Genomic DNA, 24,755 nt, shown 5'->3' on the forward strand with positions numbered 1-24,755 from the left:
CCGGGTTCGGTGACATCCCCAGGTGGGGACGTTTGGTTCCGAATCCAACGCCAGGGTATCCAGCCGCACCCCGCCCTGCACTGAACGCCTGTCGCGTGCAAAAAATCGGCCCAACCCCCACACTTGCGCGTCGTTTCACGTGCCAACGAGATGCATGAACACCCGTTATAACGCCGCCGATATTGAAGTGCTGTCGGGCCTGGACCCGGTCAAACGCCGCCCTGGCATGTATACCGACACTGCGCGCCCGAACCATCTGGCGCAGGAAGTGATCGACAACTCGGTCGACGAGGCGCTGGCCGGTCACGCCAGGCAGGTCGAAGTGACCCTGTACAAGGACGGCAGCTGCGAGGTGTCCGACGACGGCCGCGGCATGCCGGTGGACATGCACCCGGAAGAAAAGATTCCCGGTGTCGAGCTGATCCTGACCCGGCTGCATGCCGGCGGCAAGTTCAGCAACCGCAACTACACCTTCTCCGGCGGCCTGCATGGCGTGGGCGTCAGCGTGGTCAATGCGCTGTCGACCAAGGTCGAGCTGTTCATCAAGCGCGAAGGCAGCGAGCACCGCATGGAGTTCCGCGACGGCCACGCCGCCTCCAAGCTGGAAGTGGTCGGCACCGTTGGCAAGAAGAATACCGGTACGCGGCTGCGCTTCTGGGCCGACCCGAAGTATTTCGACACGCCCAAGTTCAACGTGCGTGCGCTGCGCCATCTGCTGCGCGCCAAGGCCGTGCTGTGCCCCGGCCTGACCGTCAAGCTCCACGACGAGGCCACCGGCGAGCAGGACAGCTGGTACTTCGAGAACGGCCTGCGCGACTATCTCAAGGGCGAGATGGCCGCGCACGAGATGCTGCCGGCCGACCTGTTCGTGGGCAGCCTGAAGAAGGACACCGAGATCGTCGACTGGGCCGCGGCCTGGGTACCGGAAGGCGAGCTGGTGCAGGAAAGCTATGTCAACCTGATCCCGACCGCGCAGCACGGCACCCACGTCAACGGCCTGCGTTCGGGCCTGACCGATGCGTTGCGCGAGTTCTGCGACTTCCGCAACCTGCTGCCGCGTGGGGTCAAGCTGGCGCCGGAAGACGTATGGGACCGGGTCACCTTCGTGCTCAGCCTGAAGATGACCGACCCGCAGTTCTCCGGGCAGACCAAGGAGCGGCTGTCCTCGCGCCAGGCCGCCGGCTTCATCGAAGGCGCCGCGCACGATGCCTTCAGCCTGTATCTGAATCAGAACGTGGAGATCGGCGAGAAGATCGCGCAGATCGCCATCGACCGCGCCAGTGCGCGCCTGAAGACCGAAAAGCAGATCGTCCGCAAGAAGGTCACCCAGGGTCCGGCCCTGCCCGGCAAGCTGGCCGACTGCATCAGCCAGGATCTGTCGCGCACCGAACTGTTCCTGGTCGAGGGCGACTCGGCCGGCGGCTCGGCCAAGCAGGCCCGCGACAAGGACTTCCAGGCGATCCTGCCGCTGCGCGGCAAGATCCTCAACACCTGGGAAGTGGCATCGGGCAGCGTGCTGGCCTCCGAGGAAGTGCACAACCTGGCGATCGCGATCGGCTGCGACCCGGGCAAGGACGACATCACCGGGCTGCGTTACGGCAAGGTAGTGATCCTGGCCGATGCGGACTCCGACGGCCTGCATATCGCGACCTTGCTGACCGCGCTGTTCCTGCAGCATTTCCCCGCGCTGGTCGCGGCCGGCCACGTGTTCGTGGCGATGCCGCCGCTGTTCCGCGTGGACGTGGGCAAGCAGGTGTTCTACGCGCTGGACGAAGAGGAAAAGACCACGCTGCTGGACAAGATCGCGCGCGAGAAGCTCAAGGGCCAGGTCAGCGTCACCCGCTTCAAGGGCCTGGGCGAGATGAATCCGCAACAGCTGCGCGAATCGACCATCCACCCGGATACGCGTCGCCTGGTGCAGCTGACCATCGACGATGGCGAACAGACCCGCTCGCTGATGGACATGCTGCTGGCGAAAAAGCGCGCCGGCGATCGCAAGCAGTGGCTGGAGACCAAGGGCGATCTGGCGTCGCTGGAGGTTTGAGTTCGCTGAAATTCTGAAAACACCAAGCAGCGAAAGCCCCCCCAGCGGGGCGAGAAGGCACTGCTTGCGCAGGTCTCTTCGAGCGCCCGCGCTGCCAGCCCGGGCCGGGGGTGCGAAGCGGAAGTTGGGGTGAGGGTGAAGCCGATCCCCACCCTTCGGCTCAGACGGCCACCTGCAGTGGCACATGCTGCTTCTAGCCAGGCAGGCCACGTCGGCCAACGCGACACACATGCCTTTGTGCACATCCATCCGACGCCATCGGCGGCCTAGCATCCTCGCTCCCTGCCGAATCTCCGATGCTCATGCCCTGCTTCCTCCGTGCCAGCCTGCTGGCCTGCGTCCTGCTCAGCGGAACCGCGCTGGCCGACGCGCCCGACAAGAACGCTGCAAAAACCGACACCAAATCCGATGCCGCGGCCGCCAAACCCGTGCCACTGCCGGCCGATGCCAGCGTGCGGCAAAGCACCCGCGTGGGTGGGCGCACGCTGAGTTACACCGCAACCGTCGGCACGCTGCCGGTGCGCGATGCGCAGGGCAAGACCACCGGCGAGGTGGTGTTCACCGCCTACACCGTCGATGGCAAGGACCGCCCGGTGACCTTCGCGCTGAATGGCGGCCCCGGTGCGTCGTCGGTGTATCTGAACATGGGCGCGATCGGACCCAAGGTGGTCGGTTTCGGCGCCGAAGGCGACAGCGCCTCCGCACCGGCGGCGCTGCGCGATAACCCCGGCACCTGGCTGGACTTCACCGACCTGGTGTTCATCGACCCGGTCGGCACCGGCTTCAGCCGCGCCCTGATCGGCGACGATGAAGCCAAGAAGCAGTTCTACAACCCGCAGGCCGACGTGGAATATCTCTCGCGTGTGGTCTACGACTGGCTGCTGAAGAACCGCCGCCTGCAGGCACGCAAGTACCTGGTCGGCGAAAGTTATGGCGGCTTCCGCGGCCCGCGCATCACCCAGTACCTGCAGACCCGGCTGGGCGTGGCGATGAACGGCGTGGTGCTGGTGTCGCCGTATCTCAATCCCACCCTGGACGACAACAGCGATGTGTCGCCGCTGGCCTGGATGATGACGCTGCCCTCGATCGCCGCCGCACACCTGGAACGCCAGGGCCAGCTAAGCGACACGGCGATGCGCCAGGTGATCGATTACACCCGCGGCGACTACGCGGTGGCGCTGATGAAAGGCCGCACCGACCCGCAGGCGACCGAGGCGATGCTGCAGCAGGTCACCCGCATGACCGGGCTGGACGCAACCTATGTGCGCCGCTCCGGCGGGCGCCTGGAAACCCAGGCCTATCTGCGCGAGGTGTTCCGCGACAAGGGCGAGCTGGGCAGCCGCTACGACTCCAACGTGACCGCGTTCGACCCCTTCCCCAACGATCCCGAGCAGCGCGCCAACGACCCGCTGCTGGACAGCATCATCGCGCCGACCACCACCGCGATGGTGGACTTCGTCACCCGCGTGGTCGGCTGGAAGGTCGATGCGCGTTATCAGGCGCTCAATTACGACGTCAACAAGCTATGGGACTGGAACGACGAACTGCGCAAGGGCGCGGTCACCCAGCTGCGCCAGTCGGTGGCGATCGACCCCAAGCTGCGCGTATTGATCGCGCATGGCTGGAACGATCTCTCCTGCCCGTTCATGGGCTCGGTGCTGACGGTGGACCAGATGCCGACGATGGGCAGCGACCCCAAGCGCGTACAGGTGCGCGAATATCCTGGCGGCCACATGTTCTACAACCGCGCCGACAGCCAGGCCGCATTCCGCAACGACGTCAGGACGATGTACGAAACCCGCTGAGCACCACCATCGCCGGCCGCAAACGCGGCAGGCGATGCATTACGCCAGCGGCAACTAAACGCGCAACCAGCCACGCTGCCACCAAGCAGCGCAATCCCCCTCCCGACCGCCGCGCACACGCCTTACCCCCATCAATCCAGAGTGGCAATCGCCTTCGGACGCTAATCAGCCGCACATATCAGGAAGCGCACCAGCTGCTACGAATCCCGAATCCCGAATCACCATTCCCGATTCCCGATTCCCGATTCCCGATTCCCGATTCACAACGCCCCAGCCCGAACAGCCTCCACATTCCACCCCAGCCACTCGTAAACCCGATAGCGCGCAATGCCCAGGTACTCGTGCAAGGCGACATCGGCCACGGTGAAGTTGTAGCTCTGCGGCAACCACGCCCACGACGCGGTCAACCAGTCCGAGCGCACTGGCGTGGCGTCGATGCCGAAGTGGCGGAAGTACAGCTCGGCACGCCGCAGATGCGTGGCCGAGGACACCAGCACGACCCGCTCGGGGCGGTACTGGCGCAGCAATGGCTGGCTGAACTGCGCGTTCTGCCAGGTGTTCATGCTGGACGGCTCCATGATCAGGTCGGCCTGGTCGATGCCCAGCCCGATCAGCACCTTTCGATACACCACCGCCTCGGACAGGCCCAGCCCGCGCGCGTCGCCGCCACTGATCTCGATCTTGCAGTCGCCGCCATGCGCACGGCACTGCCGGTACAGCCGCGCCGACTCGACGATGCGGCCGTAGGCGAACATGTTGGCCTCGGCGGTGGCGTCGGGGCCATCCGGCCGCACCGTGCCCGCGCCCAGCAGCACGATCATGTTGCGCGCGCGCCAGTCGTTGAAATCGTTGACGCCGGTCTGCTGCAGCCCGTGCAGCATCCAGCTCGCCAACGGGCCGCAGCCCACCAGCAGCAGCAACGCCAATGTGGCCGCTGCCAGCGCACGCGCACTGCGCAGCCAGCGCCGGCGGCCGATCAGCCAGGACAGCAAGAACAGCACGCACACCAGCGCAAGCATCATCGGCGCGTTTCCTCAGGCAGGACGCGTTGGCACATCAGGGTCGAACGGGGGGGCCTGCAGGGCACGCCGCGGGTGGCGCGCATGCTCGCCCACCGAGGTGACCACAGCACGACATTGCTCAGGTCCAGCCGAACCATTCGAAGCAGCGCAGGATCAGATACGCCACCCCGCCGGCGGCCGGGATGGTCAGGATCCAGGCCCAGACGATGCGCTCGATCACGCCCAGCCGCAGCGAGCGCGGGTTCTTGGCAAAGCCCACACCCATGATCGCGGTGGAAATGCTGTGCGTGGTCGACACCGGCATGCCGAAGTGCGCGGCCACGGTCAGCACGGTGGCCGAGCTGGTTTCTGCGGCAAAGCCGTGGATGGGATGCAGCTTGACCATCTTGTGGCCGAGCGTCTTGATGATCTTCCAGCCGCCCGAGGCGGTGCCGGCGGCCATCACCACCGCACAGGTCAGTACGATCCACATCGGAATGCCGGCGCCCGCGGCCAGGCCGGTGCCCGGATGCAGGAACGACAGCCAGCTCGGCAGATCGTCCAGCGCACCGGCCGACTGCGCGCCGATCAGGGTCATCGCGATGATGCCCATGGTCTTCTGCGCGTCGTTGTGGCCGTGGGCATAGCCCATGTAGGCGGCCGAGGCGATCTGCGCCTTGCCGAAGAACGCATTGACCCAGCGCGGACGCGCCAGCCGCCCGATCGGCCCGCCCAGCCGGGCCATGCCGGCGATGATCGCCCACAGCAGCAGCATCACCACGATACCGAGCAGGAAGCCGGCGATCGGCGAGGTGATCATCGGCACGAACACCTTCCACAACAGGCCCTTGTTCTTGGCCCAGTTGCCGATGTTTTCCGACCAGATCAAGGCGTTCCAGTTGTTGTGCGCGGCGGCCAGGCCGGCGCCGCACAGCCCGCCGATCAAGGCGTGCGAGGACGACGACGGCAGGCCCTTCCACCAGGTGATCAGGTTCCAGATGATGCCGCCCAGCAGCGCGCACAGGATCACCTGCGGGGTGACCTCGACCACCTCGGTGTTGAGCAGGCCGGAGGCGATCGTCAATGCCACTGCGGTGCCGGTGAGCGCGCCAATCAGGTTCATGCCGGCGGCCAGCATCACCGCCCAGCCCGGCGACAGCACCTTGGTGGCGACCACGGTGGCGATGGAGTTGGCGGTGTCGTGGAAGCCGTTGATGAACTCGAACACCAACGCCGCCAGGATCACCACCAGAACTAGGGTAAGCACGCGGCGACCTCAGCTGTTCTTCAATACGATCTGGTACACCACCACCCCTGCCTCGCGGCAACGGTCGATGGCCTTTTCCAGAATCTCGAAGAATTCCTTGAGCAGGAACATCTGCAGCGTGTCCAGGCGGCCGGAATAGATGTCGCGGTACAGCTCGAGCATCAGCCGGTCGGCTTCGTTTTCCAGCATGCGCAGCTTGTCGTTGAGCGCGGTCATGCGATCGATGTTCATCTGCGGCAGGTCGGCCACCATCTCCACCACCACCGCGGCGGCCTGTTCCAGCATCGCCGCGCGCGGGGCGAAGTCGATGTGCTCCAGATGCTTGGTGGCCAGCGAGTAGCGGTCGGCGAACTTCTCGACCTGCTTGGGAATCTTGTACAGGGCCGAGCCCAGCGCTTCGATGTCCTCGCGCTCGATCGGGGTCATGAAGCTGTCCACCAGCGCCTGGCCGATCTTGTCCGAGGCGGCGCGTTCGCGCAGGCGGGCCAGCTTGAAGGCGTCCAGCGCGGGTTGGCGGTCGGACGTGCGCATCATGGCGTGCAAGGCCTTGGTGCTGTCGTAGGCGGCCTGCGCCGCTTCGTTCAGAAGCGCATAGAACTGCTTGCCGGAGCCGAAGATGGTCTGCAACGAGAACATGGGTGGAAAACTTCCTGCCGTCGAGGGAGAGACGGACGCCAAGCGCGAATTATGACCGTTCCATGACCTGTCTGGGTATCTCGGCGGCGCAGGCGGCCTTCACATCGGCATTTCCCGGCTCGAACCACCCTGTGGTTTGCTAACATGCTCCCGCGCCCTCGGGTGCACCCTATGGAAGACGACCCTATATTCCCCCGTTGCCGCCCCGCCCCCGTGCGCGCCGGCCAACCCAGTGCTCGCCCGCCCTCCCCTTCACTGACCGGGGAAGACGCCCGTGGTTGAGTTTCTGATCGTCATCGCGCTGATCCTGTTGAACGGCTTCTTCGCGATGTCGGAAATGTCCCTGATGACCTCGCGCAAGAGCCGGCTGAAGCAGATGGCCGGCTCCAGCAAGCGCGCCGCCCGTGCCCTGGCGCTGGCCGAAAGCCCGGAAAACTTCCTGTCCACGGTGCAGATCGGCATCACCCTGATCGGCATCCTGACCGGCGTGTTCGGTGGCGAGGCGATCGGCGAGGCCATCAGCAGCTGGCTGCAGGGGCTGTTCCCGGCGCTGTCGGCCTCGTTCGAGCTGGTCGGCAAGCCGCGCCCGTATTCGGTGGTAATCGGCAGCACGCTGGCGGTGGCCCTGATCACCTTCCTGACGCTGATCTTCGGCGAACTGGTGCCCAAGCGGCTGGCGCTGCGCAACTCCGAGGACATCGCCGGGGTGGTCGCGGTGCCGATGGCGTGGCTGGCAAAGATCGCCGCGCCCGGCGTGTGGGTGCTGGCGCGCTCGACCCGGCTGGTGCTGCGCATGCTCGGCATGGGCAAGGACGAATCGGCATCGGTGACCGAAGAGGAGATCCGCATGCTGGTAGCCGAAAGCCACGAGGCCGGCGTGATCGATGCGCACGAACGCGACATGATGAACCGCGTGATGCGGCTGGGCGACCGCACCGCTGACAGCCTGATGACGCCGCGCAACCGCATCGCCTGGCTGGATGCCAACGCCGAGCCGGAACGCAATCTGTTGGTGATGCGCGAGCACGAATTCTCGCGTTACCCGGTCTACCGTGGCAGCGACCAGGACATCGCCGGCGTGCTGGAGGTCAAGTCGCTGGTCACGCGCATGGACGGACACGGCGCGCAGCTGTTCCAGGCGCTGCGCGACACCTTGTTCGTGTCCGAATCTACGCATGCGATGAAGCTGCTGGAGATCTTCCGCGAAGAACAGCAGTCGATGGCGCTGGTGGTGGACGAATACGGTGAAATCCGCGGGCTGGTGACCATCAGCGACCTGATGGGCGCGGTGGTCGGCCGCCTGCAGGCGGTGGAAAACACCGACGAGGATGCGCTGGTGGTCACGCGCGCCGACGGCTCGCTGCTGATCGACGGCTCGCTGCCGGTGGAGGAACTGCGCGAAGTGCTGGGCGCCGAACTGCCGGAGGCCGACGAGGGCGACTACCACACGCTCGCCGGCCTGTGCATTTACTACTTCGGGCGCATTCCGCAGGCGGGCGAATTCTTCGATTGGGCCGGCTGGCGCATCGAGATCGTCGATCTGGATGGCGCACGCGTCGACAAGCTGCTGCTGAGCCGCGTCAGCGACGAGGGCAGCGATGACATCGTCGGATAACCGCGTACCGCCATCGGATGGAGCGGACGGCGCGCAGATGCGCTATCGCAACGAAGGCATCCGTAGCCTGCTGGCGGCCTTCAGCGAGGGCGATCCGGAGCATGTGCTGCGGGTGCGCGAGATCCTGGCCGATCTGCAGCAGAGCGCATTCGGGGTGTTCCTGTTCCTGGCGATCCTGCCGTCGTTCATTCCGATTCCCGGCCTGGCCGGCGGCATCAGTGGCCCGCTGACGGTATTGATCGGGCTGCAGATGATGTGCTGCCTGCGCAAGCCGTGGGTGCCGCGTTTCATCGGCGATCGCGGGCCGCGCCGCAGTACCAGCCAGCGTTTCGTCGCACGGCTTGCGCCGACGTTGCAGCGCCTGGACCGGCTGCTCAAGCCGCGCCTGCACGGCATGCTGGACCGGATGCCTGCGCAGATGGTCACCGGCGTGCTGCTGGTGCTGGTCGGCATCCTGCTGACGCTGCCGATTCCGTTCACCAACTACATCTTCGGGCTGATCCTGCTGCTGTTTGCACTGGCCCTGCTCGAGCGCGACGGCGCATTGCTGCTGGTGGGCTGGGCCGCTGCGCTGATCTCGGTGGCGGTGTTCGGCGTCACCTCGGACCAGTTGCTGGACCTGATCCGCAGTTGGTGGCCGGCCGCCTGGCGCTGAGCGCGCGACGGCCGGCGCACCTGGAGCGCAGTTACTTCAGCCGGCGCACCTGGAGCGCAGTTACTTCAGATCGACCACGCGGTTGTCCGACAGGCTGCCGGTATCGTCGGTCACGGCCGTCATCACGAAGTACAGCGCCTTGCCGAGCAATCCGCTCGGGCCATCCCAGTATTCGGCCGACTCGGCGCGCACATGGATCAGGCGCAGGTTCGGGTCGTCCTTGCCGCCGGGGAAGAACACCTTCATCGCCGGTGACCACAGCTGCTCGATTTTGGCGCGGTCATCGACCACGCGTGCGGTACCGGCGACCGAGACGTAGCTGTTCTTCGAGGTCGAGGCATAGGCCACGTTGACGCGCGGATCGGCGGCGATTTCAGCCACCTTCGGGCTGTCGGCGGCGGTGGCGAACCACAGGTCGCCATCGAATTCGACTTCCTGCGTCCCCAACGGCCGGCTCACCAACTTGCCATCGGCCGACACGGTCGTGAACATCGCGATGTCCACGCCGCGGATCAATTCCGCCAACTGCTTGATGCTCTCGCTGCGTTCCTGAAATTGCATGCTGGTGTTCCCAATGGAGGTGCATGCATCTGAGCGGATCGCCGCGCAAAGCGACGTGAATCACGCAGGAGTCACGTCCAGCTCGCGGCAGGCCATGGCGGCGATTTCGAACGAACGCAAACGCGCGGCATGGTCGTAGATGTTGGCGGTGAACAGCAGTTCGTCCGGGGTGTGGCGCTCGATGAACTCGGCCACGCCCCGCGCGATCTGCTCGGCATCGCCCAGCACCGTGCATGCCAACGCACGCTCCACGCCGGCACGCTCGTGCGGCTGCCAGAAGCTGTCGATATCGTCGATCGGCGCGGGAATCTTGCCCGGCTTGCCGCGACGCAGGTTGACGAAGCTCTGCTGCTGGGTGGTGAACAGGCGGCGTGCCTGCGCTTCGGTCTCCGCAGCCACCACATTCAAGGCCAGCATCACGTGCGGCTTGGCCAACTGCGCGGACGGACGGAACTCGCGGCGGTAGATCGCGACCGCCTCGTCCATCGCGTCAGGCGCGAAATGCGAGGCGAACGCAAACGACAAGCCCATCGCCGCAGCCAGCCGCGCACTGAATAGGCTGGAACCCAGCAGCCACACCGGCACGTCGAGACCGCCCCCCGGCACTGCCTGCACCAGTTGCCCCGGCACCACCGGCGCGAAGTAGCGCAGCAGCTCGGCCACGTCCTGCGGGAAATGGTCGGCGCTGTCGAAATAGCGGCGCAGGGCGCGCGCGGTCGGCTGGTCGGTGCCGGGCGCGCGGCCCAGGCCCAGGTCGATGCGCTGCGGATACAGCGAGGCCAGCGTGCCGAACTGTTCGGCCACCTGCAGCGGCGCATGGTTGGGCAGCATGATGCCGCCGGCGCCGACGCGGATGGTCTTGGTGCCACCGGCGACATGGCCGATCAGCACCGCGGTGGCGGCGCTGGCGATGCCCGGCATGTTGTGGTGCTCGGCCAGCCAGTAACGCTGGTAGCCCCAGCGCTCGGCGTGCTGGGCCAGATCGAGCATGTTGGCGAAGGCGTGGGTGGTGTCGCTGCCTTCGCAGACCGGCGCCAGGTCGAGCACGGAAATGGGCGTCATCGGATGACTCCGGGGAATGAATGATGTGCAAGAGATGGGGCTGGCCAGGCGGCTTTGCCACCTGCCCAGGTGGCGCTGGGGGGATTACAGCATTCCAGTGGTCAAACAACGGGAGGATCTGCAGCTGGCCACTCCCCCGCTCCGTGCCCAGGCCCGCGCCTTGTTGCACAGGCGCTGCAACGCAGGCGCGGCAATGGCGTGCAAGCCATGCATGCGCCCCGGAGAGCGGGCCTTCGGGCCATGCGCGATGGCTGTTGATGTCTGGCGCTCGCCGGATCGCCTGCGAATGCAGTTGCCTGACCGCGAAGCACGGGCGCCGCGTGACAGGGCTGCTGGCTATGATGGACACCGCACTGGCAGCGCCTGCATGACGATGGCTTCGACCGCTCCGCTTGACCCCGCTTCCGCCACCCTGCACATCGCCGCGCGGATCGACCGGCTGCCGGCCAGCGCCACGCTGTGGCGGCTGATCGGCCTGCTCGCGCTGGGTGGATTTTTCGAGTTGTACGACCTGTTCCAGACCGCCTACATCAGCCCCGGGCTGATCCGCGACGGCATCTTTGCCAGCGCTGCCGATGGCGCGTTCGGCATGTCCGACCAGGCCGCGTTCGCGGCGGCGACATTTCTGGGCCTGTTCGTCGGCGCCGCCCTGTTGAGTCCGTTCGCCGACCGCCTCGGGCGCCGTCCGGTGTTCACCTTCGCCCTGATCTGGTACACCGCCGCGACCGTGGCGATGGGCCTGCAGCACACCGCCACCGGGGTCATCGTGCTGCGCTTGGTGGTGGGGATCGGCCTGGGCATCGAGCTGGTCACCATCGACACCTATCTGTCCGAGCTGGTGCCGCGGCATATGCGCAGTGCCGCGTTCGCGTTTGCGTTCTTCGTGCAGTTTCTGGCGGTGCCTGCGGTAGCGCTGACTGCCTGGCTGCTGGTGCCGCATGCACCGCTGGGGGTGAGCGGCTGGCGCTGGGTGGTGCTGCTGAGCGGGGTGTTTGCGCTGGCGATCTGGTGGTTGCGTAGCCGGTTGCCGGAATCGGCCCGCTGGCTGGCGGCGCAGGGACGCCATGCCGAAGCCGATGCGGTCTTGACCCAGCTCGAAACGCGCTGCGTGCGCGATCTGGGCGCGCCCCTGGCCGCACCGCAGCCGCTTGCCCCCTCGCCGGCCGGCGACATGCAGACCGCGGCGCTGTGGCGTGCGCCGTATCGCGGGCGCATCGGCATGCTGGTGGTATTCCATATCTTTCAGGCGATCGGCTTCTTCGGCTTCGGCAACTGGTTGCCGGCACTGATCTCGGCGCAAGGCACCGGCGTGACCAAGAGCCTGGCCTATTCCTTTGCGATTTCGCTGGCCTACCCGCTGGCGCCGCTGCTGTTGCTGCGCTTTGCGCAGCGCTGGGACAACAAATGGCAGATCACCGCATCGGCCCTGGGCGCGGTGCTGTTCGGCGTGCTGTTTTCGCTGCAGCATCAGGCGCTCGGCATGGTGCTGTGCGGGGCGATGATTGCGTTCTGCAATGCCTGGATGAGCTTTGCCTATCACGGCTATCAGGCCGAGCTGTTCCCCACCGGCTTGCGCGCGCGCGCAGTAGGCTTTTGCTATTCCTTCAGCCGTCTTTCCACGGCGGTGAGCAGCGTGCTGATCGGTTGGCTGCTCGCCCAGGTCGGCAGCCAGGGCGTGCTGGCCTTTATCGTGATCAGCATGTCGATCGTGGCCAGCGTGATTGCGCTATTGGGCCCGCGCACGCGCAATCGGGCGCTGGAAGAGATTGCCGGCTGATCGCGGCGCCGACGCGGCCACGCCATCTGCCATCACGCGTCTGAGCTAGCAACCGCATCGGCGTGGGCAGCGGTCTGCGCAGCCACTGCGGTGCCCAAGGCAACCGTGCGATCGGCCACTGCGGCCAGGCTGGTGCGATGCGAGACCACCACCAGCACGGTCTGCGGCAGGCGTTGCCGCAGCATGCACAACACCTGCTGTTCGGCCTCGGCATCCAGTGCGCTAGTGGCCTCGTCCAGTACCGCCAGGGTCGGCTTGCGCAACAGCACCTGCGCCAGCAGCAGGCGCTGCGCTTCGCCACCGGACAGGCGCCCATCCGGGCCGTTGATCGGGGTGTCCAGGCCTTGCCCGGCGCGCTGCAGACGCGCGCCCAGGCCGACGTCGGTCAATACCTGCCACATGCGTGCATCGCTGGTGCCGGGCAATGCCCAGTCCAGACAGGCGCGGACCGTGCGCTGCCACGGCCGCGCCCCCTGGCCGAGGTAGGCGCCATGCCGCACCAGGGCGCGATACGCGGCAAAATCCAGCCGGCGCCCGGCCATGTGCGCGGTGAACTGTGCAGGCGGGGTCTGACCCGAGAGCACGTCCATCAGACTGCTCTTGCCGATGCCGGAGGGACCGACGACCAAGGTCAGCTCGCCGGGCAGCAACAGCAGCGGATCGAGAGCGAGCCTGGGCAACGGCGGTGCCAGGCCGATGTGTTCGAGATGCAGGGCGGCCGGCAACGGTTGTGCCGGTGCGGCCGACGCCGGCGGACGCGTTGTGCCCAGCGCGACATGGCGCCGCCACAGCTGCAACGCCGGCCACGCCGAGCGCAGTTGCTGCACGCTCTGCCGGGTGCTGACCAGATACGGCAGCAGGCGCCCGAGCAGCAGGCTGACGGTGATCAACGCAGCGCGATCCGCGCCCTGCCACAGGTTGGCCAGCACCAGGATTCCGGCGATCACAGCCACTGCGGTGGCTTCGAGCATCAGCCGGCTGCCCGCCACCAGCGCCTGCTGCTGCGCATAGCCCTGCCCCAGCCGTGCGGAAATGCGCTCGTAATGGCGGGTTTCCAGTGCTTCGCGCTGGAACGAACGCACATGCCGCAGGCGACGCGGGAAATCTTCGCTCAGCCAGAACAGCTGCGTCATGTCGGCCACGTAATCGCGGCTGATGCGCGCCTGGGTGCCGCTGCTGGAGATGCGCAAGCCCAGCCACGCCAGTGCCAGCAGCAGCGGCGTCGCCATCAGCAACGCGGGGGCGATCATGACCGCGATGCAGATGCTCACCAAAGCTGTCATGCCGGCCACCAGCAGCTGCAAGGCGGCACTGAAGCCCTGGGTGGCGATCTCGATGTTGTAGGTCAGCACATTGGCGATTTCCGCCGAGCTGGCACCGGACAGCGCCGGCAGCGGCGCATCGATCAACGCCGCATGCACGCGCTGCCGCAGCCCGATCGCATAGCGGCTGGTCAGCCGTGCGGCCAGCCGTGCGCCATGCCAGCGCAGTGCGGCAAACACCAGACTGACACCGGCAAACAGCGTCACCTGCATCGCCAGACCATCTGGTAACGCCAGCGCGTAGCCGGCCAGGCGGACGGCATGACCAGGCTGCACCAGTGGCACCAGGCTGACCGCGACCAGGCTGCCGGCCAGTGCGGCCAGCAGCGACAAGCCCACGTACAGCACGATGGTCGACACATCCGCCGGCACCAGCGTGTCGACGAAATCGCGCCACAGCGCGCGCATGGGCTTGCGATCTGCAGCCGCGCGTATCTCAGTCACGCCTGACCCTCACTGTGGGATACGGCATGGCGTCGGCTTGAAAGAGGACGCGCGGCTGCCGCGTTGCCGGCGCGCTCACCGCAACACCTGCAGCAGCGCATCCAGCGCGGCCTGCGGATGCGCTCCGCGGCGCAGGGTGAACATGCCGATGCGCTGTACCTGTTGGACAAAGCGCTGCCAGCCCGGTTGCCCGGCCGCATACGGCTGATCATTTGCCAGGCAAGCGGCGATGCGTTCGGCGGGCATTGCCAGCAACAGCTGTGCGGGATCGCTCGCCGGCATTGCCGACAGCATCACCACCGCACACAGCTGCAAGGGCGCGTGTGCCAGTTGCGCACGGCCGTGGCGGATGTCGATCTCGAACTTTTCCACACCGCTGCGGCGACGGATGGTTGGCGAGGCGCTGATCCACGCGCGGGTGTCCGCATCGACCAGGCTCAGCGCGTCGGCGCGCAGATGCAGAAAGTTGGCAACGCCGGTGGTGAGCAGACTCTCCGGCGCCACGAACACACCGTCTTCGGCGATGAAATCCAGGCCATGCAGCAGGCTGTGCAGCGCCAGGGTCGATTTGCCGGCGCCACTGGCGCCGAGCAACAGCACACAGCGTCCCTGCCGGCCCACGCAGGCGCCATGCAACGGCACCAGGCCCATGCCGCGCGCCGCCAGCAGGAACACCGAAAATTCGATCAGCTCATAACGCACGTGATAGGCGTGGGCGAGCATGTCGTCGGAAACCACCAGCATGGCGCGGCGCGCGGGCACCGACAACATCAGGTAATTGCAGGCATCCATGACGCCACACAGCAAGCCGCCGCTGGCATGGGTGCGCACCGGTGGCGGCTGTGCGCTCGAAGACGCGTGACCACGCGCCACCAGATCCAGCGTGATATGGAATTCCGGCGCACCCGGCAGGCGATGCGCGGGCAGGCCCGCGTAGGCCAGGTCCACCAATGCCAGCAGCGCTTCGCTGTCGCTTTCGAAGTGGAACAGTGCGCCGAGGATCTGCCGGCGCACGCACTGCCGACGCGGCCGATGTTCGCCGAACGGATCTGCTGCCACTGCCGCCGCATCCGGCGCGCCAGTGCCTGCGTAATCGCCCACCGGCATCAATTGCGCCAACGCAGCCGACTGCGGCATGCCCTTCCACCCATTGCATCGATCAGCCGGTGTGTGCCGAACGGCAACAGAAAGGTTGCCGCATCCGCATCGGCACGCGTGCCCAATACACACCAACGACAGCATGCCGATCGGCGCAACCAAAGCCACCTGCATCCGCACCTACTGCCGAGCCGAATGCCGGTGCCTGCGCACGCCGCCGCTGCGCGCACCTGGCGACAGAACGAGAGCCTTGTGCAGATGCTAAAGATCCAGGTCAGTCATTCGTATTTCCTGCGTTACGACCCCAAGCAATGGGAGCGCGGCAAGCCGTATCCACCGCTGGCAACGCTGCAGGTCGCGGCATTGCTGCGCGAGCGTGGCCATGCACTGAGCCTGTTCGACGCGATGCTGGCCGACGACGTGCAGGACTACACCGGCGCCTTGCACGCTGCGCAGCCGGACCTGGTGGTGTTCTACGAAGACAACTTCAACTTCCTCACCAAGATGTGCCTGAGCCGCATGCGCGAGGCGGCCTGTCAGATGATTGCGCAAGCGCGCGCGGCCGGCTGCCGCGTGCTGGTCGCCGGCTCCGATGCATCCGACAACCCAGATGTGTTTCTGGCTGCCGGCGCGCACGCGGTATTGATCGGCGAAGGCATCGCACCACTGCTCGAACTGGTGGCGCGCGTCGAAGAAGATCCCATCATCGATACAGACGCCTGGCTCGCGGGCGTTGCACGTATCGCCGTCAGCTCATCTGCTGCAGCACACGTGCATCGTGGCGCACAACCGCCGGACGCGCGCCTGAGCGGCCTGCCGGCCTGGGACCTGGTCGACATGCCGCGCTATCAGCGGTTCTGGCGGCAACGGCACGGCTATTTCAGCCTCAACATGGCCGCCTCGCGCGGTTGTCCGTTCCGCTGCAACTGGTGCGCCAAACCGATCTGGGGCAACCACTACAAGCGCCGCGATGCGGACGACGTGGCTGCCGAAATGATCCATCTCAAGCGCAGCTTCCAGCCCGATCACCTCTGGATGGCCGATGACATCTTCGGCTTCCATATCGATTGGGTGGAAACCTTTGCGCAGCGCCTGAGCGACGCCGATGGCGCGATCCCGTTCACCATCCAGACCCGTGCCGACCTGGCCAGCGAGCGTATGGCTGCTGCGCTGGCACGCGCCGGCTGCGCCGAGGCCTGGCTGGGTGCCGAAAGCGGCAGCCAGCGCATCCTGGACAAAATGACCAAGGGCACCGAGGTTGGCGAGGTGATCGCCGCACGCCGGCGCCTGGGTGCGCACGGGATCCGCGTGGGCTTCTTCATTCAACTCGGCTACCTGGGCGAAGAACTCGAAGACATCCTGGCCACGCGCGCACTGGTGACGCAGGCCAACCCGGACATCATCGGCGTCAGCGTGTCCTATCCGCTGCCCGGCACCAAGTTCTACGAAGAAGTGAAAAACCAGCTGGGCGGCAAGACCCATTGGCAGGACAGCGACGACCTGGCGATGATGTTCCATGGCGCGTACGACTCGGAGTTCTACCGCAGCGTGCGCGATCTGCTGCATATGCAGGTGGACCTGCAACAGGCGCGCGCCACGCTGGGCGCCGATGCGTTTGCACAGGCCTCGGACACGCTGGAAGCGCGCTGGTCCGCCTTGATCGCCAGCGAACGGCAACATCGCACAGAGCCGCTTGCCGGCGCTGCCGAACGCCAACCGCGCCAGTTGGCCAGCGTGCTGGTCGGCTGACGCGCAACCCGCCGACCTCGCTTCCCGACCTCACGTTGCCTTTCTCGGAATCTCCGCCGCATGCAGCCTTCCCTTCGCACCATCAAGCACGGCCTGCAGACGGCCACCGAACGGCTGGCCCGGGAATTGGCGCAGCCCGGCGAGGCGGTGCCGCAGTGGGACCGGCTGCAATGGCAGCTGGCCGCGGCCGCGGCGGCCGCGCATGGGGTGTCGCCGCTGCTGCAACGCCGCTCGCTGTGGCAGGACGCCGACTGGACCGCGTTCCTGCACGAGCAACGCCGCCATGTCGAAGACCGCCATCGGCGCATCGCGCTGCTGCTGACGCGCATCGACGCGGCAGCGCGTGCGGCGGGCATCGCTCTGGTCGGTCTCAAGGGCACCGCCTTGCATCGGCTCGGCGTCTATCTGCCCGGCGATCGCCCGATGGCCGATATCGATCTGCTGGTGGCGCCGGAGGATGCGCCTGCGGCGGCGGCCCTGTTGTGCGAGCTGGGTTACGTGGCCTCCTTCGAACAATGGAAGCACCAGGTGTTCAAGCCGCTGCAGGGCGAGGCGGTTGCGGGACTGGGCGAGCATCGCGATGCGCCGATCAATCTCGAGCTGCATACCCGCATCCAGGAACGCCTGCCGCTGAATAGCGTGGACATCACCGCGCGCATCCTGCCGGAGCGTGCGCAGCCGGGATTGAATCCCTATCCGTCGGTCGGCGCGCTGATGTGCCATCTGCTGCTGCATGCGGCCGGCGGCATCTGCCAGCGCAGCATCCGCCTGATGCATCTGCATGACCTGGCATTGCTGGCCACGCGCATGGGCCCGCGCGACTGGGAACAGTTGTGGGACGACCCGGCCATGGCGCCGTGGTGGGCGTTGCCGCCGCTGCTGCTGTTGCAACGCTATTACCGCAGCGTGGTGCCGCCGGCAGTGATGGCGCGGCTGCAGGCCGATTGCCCGCGCCTGCTGCGTATGCGTGCGGCCCGCCAGACCCTGACCACCGCCTCGTGTTCCAACCTGTGGTTGTCGGCCCTGCCCGGCATCGAATGGTCACGCTCGCTGGGCGAAGCGCGCCAGTACCTGCGCAACCGGGTGGTGCCGTCGGCCGAGAGCCGCAAGGAACGTGCGGATATGCTGCAGACCCAGTTGTGGCTTCAGGACCAGCCATGGGTGCGGCAGACCCAGCTGCGCCGGGTGATGACGCGCCTGACCCGGCCGGTGCCGCGCACCGACATGCTGTATGTGGTGTGTGCAGCGCTGGACGGCTATCTGCAACCAGTCTGAGCGCGGCTGACAACGCTGCTGCACTCACTGCCGCGCCGGCGCGGCCGATGCCCGGAGGCGGCAGGTATCTACCGCCCAGTCGGATTCCGGGCGCGCCGGCCGCATCCATCCATCGGCCGATCGCGACGTCTTGTTGGTGATTCCAGGACTGCAGCAGGCGTGCACAGGCTGCCGCTTTTCAGCCGATCGCCCTTGCGAGGATGTCACCAGGTTCGGCCTGGCAGCCTCGTTGCTGCACCGCGCGTATTGCATGGCGGCCGATGCAGGCTGCGTCCTTGCAGGCGCAGTCAGCGCAGCGGCCGCGCCTCGCACAGTTGCCGATACAGCTGCTCGAACAGCCGCGTGGTCAACGCCGCGTCCTCGCGTACCGCACGGCATTGCGCTGCCCAGGCCAGGCGCAGGCGCAACTCGTCGTCGGCCAGGACCTGGCGGACGGCTTCTGCCAGTCCGGCCCAGTCGCCCGGCGGTACCGCGAGCGCGCACACCGGTGCCCACTCGACCAGATGCCCGACTGCGGTACCGACGGTAGGCACGCCGGCGACCGCCGCTTCCAGCAGCACCAGCGGGCCGGCTTCGTGCAAGGACGACAGCACCAGCAGGTCGGCCGTCTGCATGATCGGGCGCAACTCGCGCTGGGTCTTGAAACCAAGAAAACGCACCTGCCCGCCCAGGTCCAGCTGGTGCACCAGGCGCTGCATGGCACCATCCAGCGTATCGACGCCGACCATGTCCAGGGTAAAGGCGACACCGGCGCGTTTCAGCGCCGCCATTGCCTGCAGCAAGGTGGTCTGGTCCTTGACCGGATTGAGGCTGGCCACATGCAGCAAGCGGGCGATGCCGCCGCTGCGTGCACGTGGCGCCGCCGGTGGCCAGGCCCGCAGATCCACGCCCAGCGGCACCCGCTGCGCGTGGATGCCGAGCGCCGTCAGCGACTCCAGGATGGGCACGCTGGCCGCGGTGACGCGGTCGGCCAGGCGCAGGATCACCGCTTCGCGTAAACGCCCGCGCCAACGCTGCCGGCCGCCGTAGCCGATGCCATGCAATGCGACCAGTTCGCCACCGGCGATATGCACCACGCTGGGACGGCGCAACAGCCTTGCCGCGGCGACCGCGATCAGGCTGCAATAGCCGGAAAAGATTGCCTGGATCACATCGAAGGGGGCACGCCGGTGTTCGCTGGCGATGGCGGCGATCGCGCGCGTGCGGGTGCGCCTGGCGCCGATGTTGTGCACGGTGGCGCCGCGCAATGCCCAGGTACCGGGCAGCGGCTCCTGGTGCAGCACGAACACATGCACCTGGTGATGGCGCGCCAGCCATTCGATCAGGGTGAGGAACACCGGGATCACGCGGACCTCGCCGCTGCGGTCCACGCCGCCCGGGACCACCAGGGCCAGTTTCATGCGGCCCGCCCTGGCGCGGCCAGCAACCGGGTGTACGCATGCTTCCAGCGTTGCCCCACCGCGGCAAACGACAGCCGTGCATCGAAATGCGCGCGCACCTGTGCGCGGTCGGGGCGTTGCCGGAAGAGCCGCAACAGCAGTTCCGCCAGGGCCGAGGCATCGCCCACCGGCCACAACGCACCGACTGCGCCGCCATCGCTGAGCGCACGGAAGGCTGGGATATCGGTCAAGAGCGGCAAGGTGCCGCAGGCATAGGCTTCCACAGCCGCGTAACCGCAGCTCTCCGCATGGCTGGCGGAGACGAACAGATCGCAGGCACGCAACAGCGTTTCCACGCGCGCATGCGGCACCTTGCCCAGTAGCTGCACGCAGCGCGCCAGCGACGGATCGGCGCGCAGGCGTTGCTGCACCTGCTCCAGCAACGGCGCCTGGTCGAACACGCACCACAGCCGCAGGCCCGGCAACACGCGTGCGGCCAGGGCGACGGCATCGAGCACGCACAGCGGATCCTTGGCCGCGCTCAGATGCCCGACCCACAACACGCAGGGGTCGCCATGCAGGCGGGTGTGCTCGCGTGCCTGCAGGCGATCGCCCGGCGAGAAGCGGCTGCTCGATTCGGGAATCGCAAACAGCTGCGTCCTGGCCTTGAACAGGCGCGCCTGTGCGAACGGCTGCGCCATGTCTAGCGAGGTGAACGCGATCCCGGCGGCGGCAGCGTAGCGACGCCGCCACACACTCCGGGCCCACCAGCGCGGCGGGCGGTTGGCGTGATCCTGCAGCAGGATCGGCGTATGCGGCAGCAGGCGGGCGAGACGGCGTGCATCGCCGGCAAATTCCAGACCGTGGACATGGACCACATCGGCGTCGATCTCGCGCAGCATCGCCGCAAGCAGCGCTGCGCGCTGTGCACTGCCGCGCGCACCCAGCTCGACGAAACGGTAGTCCACGCCCTGGCGGGTGAGCCGCAGGTTCAGTGCAGAGGCCTGGACCACCGCCACGCGCACCCCGGCGCTGGCGACGGCCTCGGCGATATCGGCCAGCGATGGCCATTGCGCGAACACCTGCTCCGCCGTCAGGCCGGCCGGCGTCGGCACCAGGTTGAGTTGTGCCACCCGCAAGCTCATCACAGCGACCGCGCCCGGATTGCACGGCCTGCAAGCGCGATCGGGCCACGTGCCGCGCACCGCGCGGCGCGCAAACGGCAAGGCTTGCCCGCGGCCGAGGTGCTGCAGGCATACGCCAGCATGACCGCCACGGCGCTCACGCGATGCGCCGCAGCCGCAACACCAGCGCAACCGGCACCTGCAGCGCGGCCTGATCGAACCGTGCACCGGGCGCGATGTCGGCCGGGTCCAGCATCGGCTCGGCCACCGCTTCGATTTCCATCCCTAGCGCCGCACAGGCCGCATGCCAATGGCTGTAGAGATGTTGCGTGTGCCGCACCGCGTACTGCCGGCCATCGGCCTTGAAGTCGCGCCGCCAGCCCAGCGCATGGCCGATCGGATGCACATCGCTGCACAGCACGATGCCGCCGACGCGGGTGACCCGATGCAGTTCTTCCAGCGCCGGCCATAGCCGCTGCAGATGGCCGACCACCAGGCCGCAGACGCTGAGATCGGCCACTGCATCGTCCAGTGGCAGTTGCTCCAGGCTGCCCTGTTGCAGGTGCATGCGCGCCGCTGGCCAGTGCTGCGACAGCTCGGTGTGCGCACGCTGCAGCATCTGCGGCGACAGATCCACGCCGGTGACCTGCAGCGCGCCGCGCCGCAAGGCATGCAGCATGTAGCGGCCACTGCCGCAGCCGGCGTCCAGCACGTGCTGGCCCTGCAACACGCTCGGCATCAGCGCGAGCATGGCGCGCTCCTCGGCCAGCATCACCGGATTGTGCGCATGCGGCGGATACGCCTGCGCCCACAGCGCATACGCCGCCGCCGGCTCCAGCGTCGGCACTGCGCTCACGACAGCGCACCGCTGGCGGCCATGGCCACGCCGGGCCGGTGCGCAGCCTGCGCCACGCGCTGCAGGCCCGGTTCCAGTGCCAGCACCGCCGGATCGGCCAGCGTGGCATCGAGCAGCTTGGGTCGGCCATCCAGCAGTACCGGCACGGTCTGGACACCTGCAGCGTCGAACCAGTCGGCAAAATCCGGGTCGGCGATGCGCGGGACGCCATCGCGTATCACCGCACGCAGGTCGCTGCGTGCGCAGCCCACCACGCTGTCGGCCGGGTCGCCACCGCGGTCGCGCACGATCACCAGATCGGCCGCCGCCCCCGGCGCCAGGCGTCCACGCGTGGCCATGCGCAGGATGCGCGCCGACTGATGGGTGACCAGGCCGAGCAATAGATCCGCGGCCAAGCCGCTGCTGGCGGCAATGCGCAGTTCTTCCAGCAGATCGCGCGAACCGCTGACGCGCGAATCGTTGCCCAACGCGAGCCGGCCCGCCATGCACAGGCGCCAGGGGTCGAGCGTGCGACCCAGCAGCGCAAGATTGCTCGACGGGCACCACACCACCGCCGCGCCGCGTGCGATCACCCGCTCGATATCGCACTCGCCCATGCCCACGCCGTGGATCAGCACGCTGTTGGAGGCCAGGCAACCAAGCCGATCCAGTTCCTCCAGCTCGGCGGCCGCCGCCGCGTCGGTGCCTTCGGCCAGGTGGATCATCCAGGGATGCTCGGGCGAGGTGGCGGCAAAGCTGCCCTGCACCGGTGGGCCATAGCCGGTCCATCCCAGTGCATAACTCCAGCCGAACTCGCGCAGCAGGCCAACCGGAAAGCTGGCCTCGTCCAGGGTGGCGTGCCACGGGTCGTGCTGCGCCACGCAGGTGACGCCGGCCAGCAGATTCTTCAATCCACCGTGACGCAGACGCACCGCCTTGGGCACACGCAGGGCCGCGGCCACCTCGGGATGCTGGAAATGCGCCTGGAATGCCTCGATCCACGCATAGCTGTTGGGAAACGCCGCGCCCTGCGGCAGCGGCGGCACGCAGTTGACCTGCAGATGATCGTGCGCATTGATCAGGCCGGGCGCCAGCACATGCCCCTGCAGGTCCAGGCGCAGGCTGCGCGTGCCGAGCGTGCCGCCGAAGCGCCCTGCGAGGATGGTCAGCGGCGCACGCGAGGGGCCGGCCAGGGTGATCGAGCGCGCGCCCTGCAGACAGACATCGGCCATGGACATCGGCGTCTCCACTCAGCGCTTGCGCATCACGATCAGGAAGTGGTCGCCCATGTCGCGCAGCAACGGCAGGCCGCCCAGCCGGTCGTCGCACTGACCCAGGCGCGCGGACAGGCGCGGATGCCGTTCGCAAAAATCCACCAGGTACGGCGGCGGCAGGAACAGGCTCAACGCGCGATAGCGGTCCAGGACGAAGTGCTTGGCGAAGGCGCGGTAGAACTCGCGCGGCAGGTGGTACCAGGTCCAGATGGTGTGGCCGTTCATGCCCACCGCGGTGACCCCGCGCGCGGCGCGCACCGCGGCGCGCTTGAACCGCCCGCGCACGCTGTAATGGCCGATTTCCCAGGGGCAGATGCGCCCGATCACCGAGAAAACCAGGCAGCCATCGGCGCGCAGCAGACGCGCGCATTCGGCCGCCACCGCCGGCAGATCCGGCGCGCAGTTGAGCGGGCCGAAGTTGGAATACATGCCGTCGAAGCTGCCCTGCAGCTGGTCGAGCTGCTGGATGCCGACATGGGCCGCGCTCAGGCGCTCTTGCAGGCCTTGCGTGGCCGCGCGATGGCGGGTGCGCTCGACCATCGCCGGCGACCAGTCGGTGGCCAGCACGTGGTAACCGCGGCGTGCGAATTCGCCGGCATCCAGGCCGGTACCGCAGCCCAGGTCCACCAGGTGCGAGCCCACCGGCAGTTCGGCCGCGACCGTGTCCCACAAGGTGGTGCGCATGCGCTGGATCAGCGCGTTGTTGCCGCGTGGGCCGTCGTAGTCGGGCGCAACGCTGTCGAACGCGCGTTGCGTCTCCAGCAAGCGCTCAGGGGCCACCGTGCCACCGCGCGCCGCATGCTCATTGACCATCGACATGCGCAGCCTCCCACACCGATCCAGCTGTTCTCACGACACTCTCCAGGCGCGACACCGCCAACGCGGCACCGCTTGATTGACCGGTGAGTGCCGTGCGCCGGCGGTTTGGTTGCAGCGTGGGCAGCCTTGCGTAGCGTGCCGCACGGCGCTGCGCAGATCAGCCGGCAGCGCGCGGTGCGGCAACCCTGCGGCGCCGCCATGCATTGCGCAACACCGCCGCCAGCACCGCCAGGCCCGCCCCGCCGAGCAGGCCGGCGGCCCAGGCGGTGACGGCATTGGGAAACGCCTGTTGCTCGGGCACGTACAACGGCCATGCCAGCGAGGTCTGATAGGTGTAGCGCGTGGTCAGCCGGGCAATCAGATCGTCGCGTTCGCTCTTCAATGCGCGCACGGTGGTGTTGCTGTCGGTCAACAGCACGCCTGCCAGAACCTGGGCCGGCGTGGCCGCGGCGGCGCCCTGCCCGGCCTGCACCTGCTGCTGCAACCGATCGCGGTTGCGGATTGCCGCGCGCAGATCGTCGGTGAGGCCTTGCAGGCGTGTACGCGCCAGTGCGAGCGCCACGGCGTTGGTGTCGCCGTGCAGGCCCTGCAAGGCGGTCACCGTCGCCATCGCCAGCTTGCGCGCCTGCGCCGACGATTCGGCCCGGATGGTCACCCCGATCAGATTGGCATACGGGTCCGGGTCCGGCTTGAGGCTGCCGCGGTACAGCTGCGCAGCGCGGCTTTTCAGCGGCACGCCGGCCTGGCGCAGCACCGCATCCTGGAACAGCCGCGTCTTCATGCGGTCGATCACGCGCTGGAACGGTTCGACCTTGGGGTCGCGCCCGGCCGGCGTGGGGCCGATCTCGCCGACCTGGATCCAGGCGGTGGCTTCCCACTGCGGCCTGGCCAGGCGGGTGAAGGCCAAGGTCAGTGCTAGCACCACCAGCAGTGCGGCCAGCGCCCAGCGCCATTCGCGGCGCAGGATGCGCCACAGGTCGATCAGATAGATATCGTCGTGTTGAGTCATGGTG

Annotated in this window: 20 protein-coding genes; 7 read left to right on the forward strand and 13 right to left on the reverse strand. The window is 67.5% G+C overall.

All coding sequences use genetic code 11. The features are described 5' to 3' along the window. The first annotated feature begins 154 nt into the window (after window positions 1-154). Together parE and AC1KVE_RS13095 are read left to right on the forward strand one after the other, a co-directional pair. Window positions 155-2,044 (forward strand): DNA topoisomerase IV subunit B, encoded by a 1,890-nt coding sequence (gene parE / locus AC1KVE_RS13090; RefSeq protein ID WP_046342354.1) that lies wholly within the window; start codon window positions 155-157, stop codon window positions 2,042-2,044. A gap of 302 nt (window positions 2,045-2,346) precedes the next feature. Further along, a complete protein-coding gene (locus AC1KVE_RS13095; protein WP_184455715.1) occupies window positions 2,347-3,849 on the forward strand; it encodes a S10 family peptidase in 1,503 nt (500 codons plus the stop codon). Between the two features lie 260 nt (window positions 3,850-4,109). Here the strand turns inward: AC1KVE_RS13095 and AC1KVE_RS13100 are convergent, their stop codons facing one another. From AC1KVE_RS13100 to AC1KVE_RS13110, 3 genes are all read right to left on the reverse strand, one after another. Further along, window positions 4,110-4,871 (reverse strand): YdcF family protein, encoded by a 762-nt coding sequence (locus tag AC1KVE_RS13100; RefSeq protein ID WP_016902064.1) that lies wholly within the window; start codon window positions 4,869-4,871, stop codon window positions 4,110-4,112. 118 nt (window positions 4,872-4,989) lie between these two features. After that, complete coding sequence (locus tag AC1KVE_RS13105; RefSeq protein ID WP_024939559.1) at window positions 4,990-6,117, reverse strand: inorganic phosphate transporter; 1,128 nt, start codon at window positions 6,115-6,117, stop codon at window positions 4,990-4,992. A 9-nt stretch (window positions 6,118-6,126) separates the two neighbouring features. After that, on the reverse strand, window positions 6,127-6,753 hold the full coding sequence (locus AC1KVE_RS13110) for a DUF47 domain-containing protein (RefSeq protein ID WP_016902066.1): 627 nt from the start codon (window positions 6,751-6,753) through the stop codon (window positions 6,127-6,129). 274 nt (window positions 6,754-7,027) lie between these two features. Between AC1KVE_RS13110 and AC1KVE_RS13115 the strand changes: the two genes are divergently transcribed. Both AC1KVE_RS13115 and AC1KVE_RS13120 read left to right on the forward strand, forming a co-directional pair. Next, window positions 7,028-8,368 carry a hemolysin family protein gene (locus AC1KVE_RS13115; RefSeq protein ID WP_016902067.1) on the forward strand — a complete coding sequence of 447 codons (1,341 nt, stop codon included), beginning with the start codon at window positions 7,028-7,030 and terminating at the stop codon, window positions 8,366-8,368. Next, a complete protein-coding gene (locus AC1KVE_RS13120) occupies window positions 8,352-9,023 on the forward strand; it encodes an exopolysaccharide biosynthesis protein (protein ID WP_184434267.1) in 672 nt (223 codons plus the stop codon). The genes AC1KVE_RS13115 and AC1KVE_RS13120 overlap by 17 nt, the downstream gene beginning before the upstream one ends. Before the next feature lie 60 nt (window positions 9,024-9,083). On the opposite strand, the gene AC1KVE_RS13125 is transcribed toward AC1KVE_RS13120, so the two are convergent. Beyond that, window positions 9,084-9,584 (reverse strand): pyridoxamine 5'-phosphate oxidase family protein, encoded by a 501-nt coding sequence (locus AC1KVE_RS13125; protein WP_047128559.1) that lies wholly within the window; start codon window positions 9,582-9,584, stop codon window positions 9,084-9,086. Between the two features lie 60 nt (window positions 9,585-9,644). Next, window positions 9,645-10,646 (reverse strand): LLM class flavin-dependent oxidoreductase, encoded by a 1,002-nt coding sequence (locus AC1KVE_RS13130; protein ID WP_039527837.1) that lies wholly within the window; start codon window positions 10,644-10,646, stop codon window positions 9,645-9,647. Between the two features lie 367 nt (window positions 10,647-11,013). Between AC1KVE_RS13130 and AC1KVE_RS13135 the strand changes: the two genes are divergently transcribed. Beyond that, a complete protein-coding gene (locus AC1KVE_RS13135) occupies window positions 11,014-12,423 on the forward strand; it encodes an MFS transporter (RefSeq protein ID WP_184455714.1) in 1,410 nt (469 codons plus the stop codon). A gap of 32 nt (window positions 12,424-12,455) precedes the next feature. On the opposite strand, the gene AC1KVE_RS13140 is transcribed toward AC1KVE_RS13135, so the two are convergent. After that, window positions 12,456-14,153 (reverse strand): ATP-binding cassette domain-containing protein, encoded by a 1,698-nt coding sequence (locus tag AC1KVE_RS13140; protein ID WP_481092251.1) that lies wholly within the window; start codon window positions 14,151-14,153, stop codon window positions 12,456-12,458. 111 nt (window positions 14,154-14,264) lie between these two features. Then, window positions 14,265-15,326 (reverse strand): phosphoenolpyruvate carboxykinase (ATP), encoded by a 1,062-nt coding sequence (locus AC1KVE_RS13145; RefSeq protein WP_184455710.1) that lies wholly within the window; start codon window positions 15,324-15,326, stop codon window positions 14,265-14,267. Between the two features lie 156 nt (window positions 15,327-15,482). On the opposite strand from AC1KVE_RS13145, the gene AC1KVE_RS13150 reads away from it, so the two are divergent. Both AC1KVE_RS13150 and AC1KVE_RS13155 read left to right on the forward strand, forming a co-directional pair. After that, entirely contained in the window at window positions 15,483-17,036 is a 1,554-nt protein-coding gene (locus AC1KVE_RS13150; protein ID WP_184455707.1) for a B12-binding domain-containing radical SAM protein, read from the forward strand. Between the two features lie 60 nt (window positions 17,037-17,096). Next, window positions 17,097-18,311, forward strand: a complete 1,215-nt coding sequence (locus AC1KVE_RS13155; RefSeq protein ID WP_184455705.1) for a nucleotidyltransferase family protein — start codon at window positions 17,097-17,099, stop codon at window positions 18,309-18,311. A 287-nt stretch (window positions 18,312-18,598) separates the two neighbouring features. Here AC1KVE_RS13155 and AC1KVE_RS13160 read toward each other — a convergent pair whose 3' ends face one another. The 6 genes from AC1KVE_RS13160 to AC1KVE_RS13185 all read right to left on the reverse strand — a co-directional run bounded on the left by AC1KVE_RS13160 (window position 18,599) and on the right by AC1KVE_RS13185 (window position 24,751). Next, window positions 18,599-19,711, reverse strand: coding sequence for a glycosyltransferase family 4 protein (locus AC1KVE_RS13160; RefSeq protein ID WP_184455703.1), 1,113 nt, complete (start codon window positions 19,709-19,711; stop codon window positions 18,599-18,601). Continuing rightward, window positions 19,708-20,835, reverse strand: a complete 1,128-nt coding sequence (locus AC1KVE_RS13165; protein WP_481093060.1) for a glycosyltransferase family 4 protein — start codon at window positions 20,833-20,835, stop codon at window positions 19,708-19,710. Before AC1KVE_RS13165 ends, AC1KVE_RS13160 begins: the two co-directional genes overlap by 4 nt. 136 nt (window positions 20,836-20,971) lie before the next feature. Beyond that, entirely contained in the window at window positions 20,972-21,670 is a 699-nt protein-coding gene (locus tag AC1KVE_RS13170) for a class I SAM-dependent methyltransferase (protein ID WP_167704080.1), read from the reverse strand. Then, a complete protein-coding gene (locus tag AC1KVE_RS13175; RefSeq protein ID WP_184455699.1) occupies window positions 21,667-22,887 on the reverse strand; it encodes an amidohydrolase family protein in 1,221 nt (406 codons plus the stop codon). The genes AC1KVE_RS13170 and AC1KVE_RS13175 overlap by 4 nt, the downstream gene beginning before the upstream one ends. Window positions 22,888-22,899: 12 nt before the next feature. Then, the gene (locus AC1KVE_RS13180) at window positions 22,900-23,742 is read right to left on the reverse strand and encodes a class I SAM-dependent methyltransferase (protein WP_184455697.1); all 843 of its coding nucleotides are present in this window, start codon (window positions 23,740-23,742) and stop codon (window positions 22,900-22,902) included. A 157-nt stretch (window positions 23,743-23,899) separates the two neighbouring features. Beyond that, window positions 23,900-24,751 carry a Wzz/FepE/Etk N-terminal domain-containing protein gene (locus tag AC1KVE_RS13185; protein ID WP_184455695.1) on the reverse strand — a complete coding sequence of 284 codons (852 nt, stop codon included), beginning with the start codon at window positions 24,749-24,751 and terminating at the stop codon, window positions 23,900-23,902. Between the last annotated feature and the right edge of the window lie 4 nt (window positions 24,752-24,755).

Source organism: Xanthomonas sp. NCPPB 2864 (assembly GCF_056675615.1).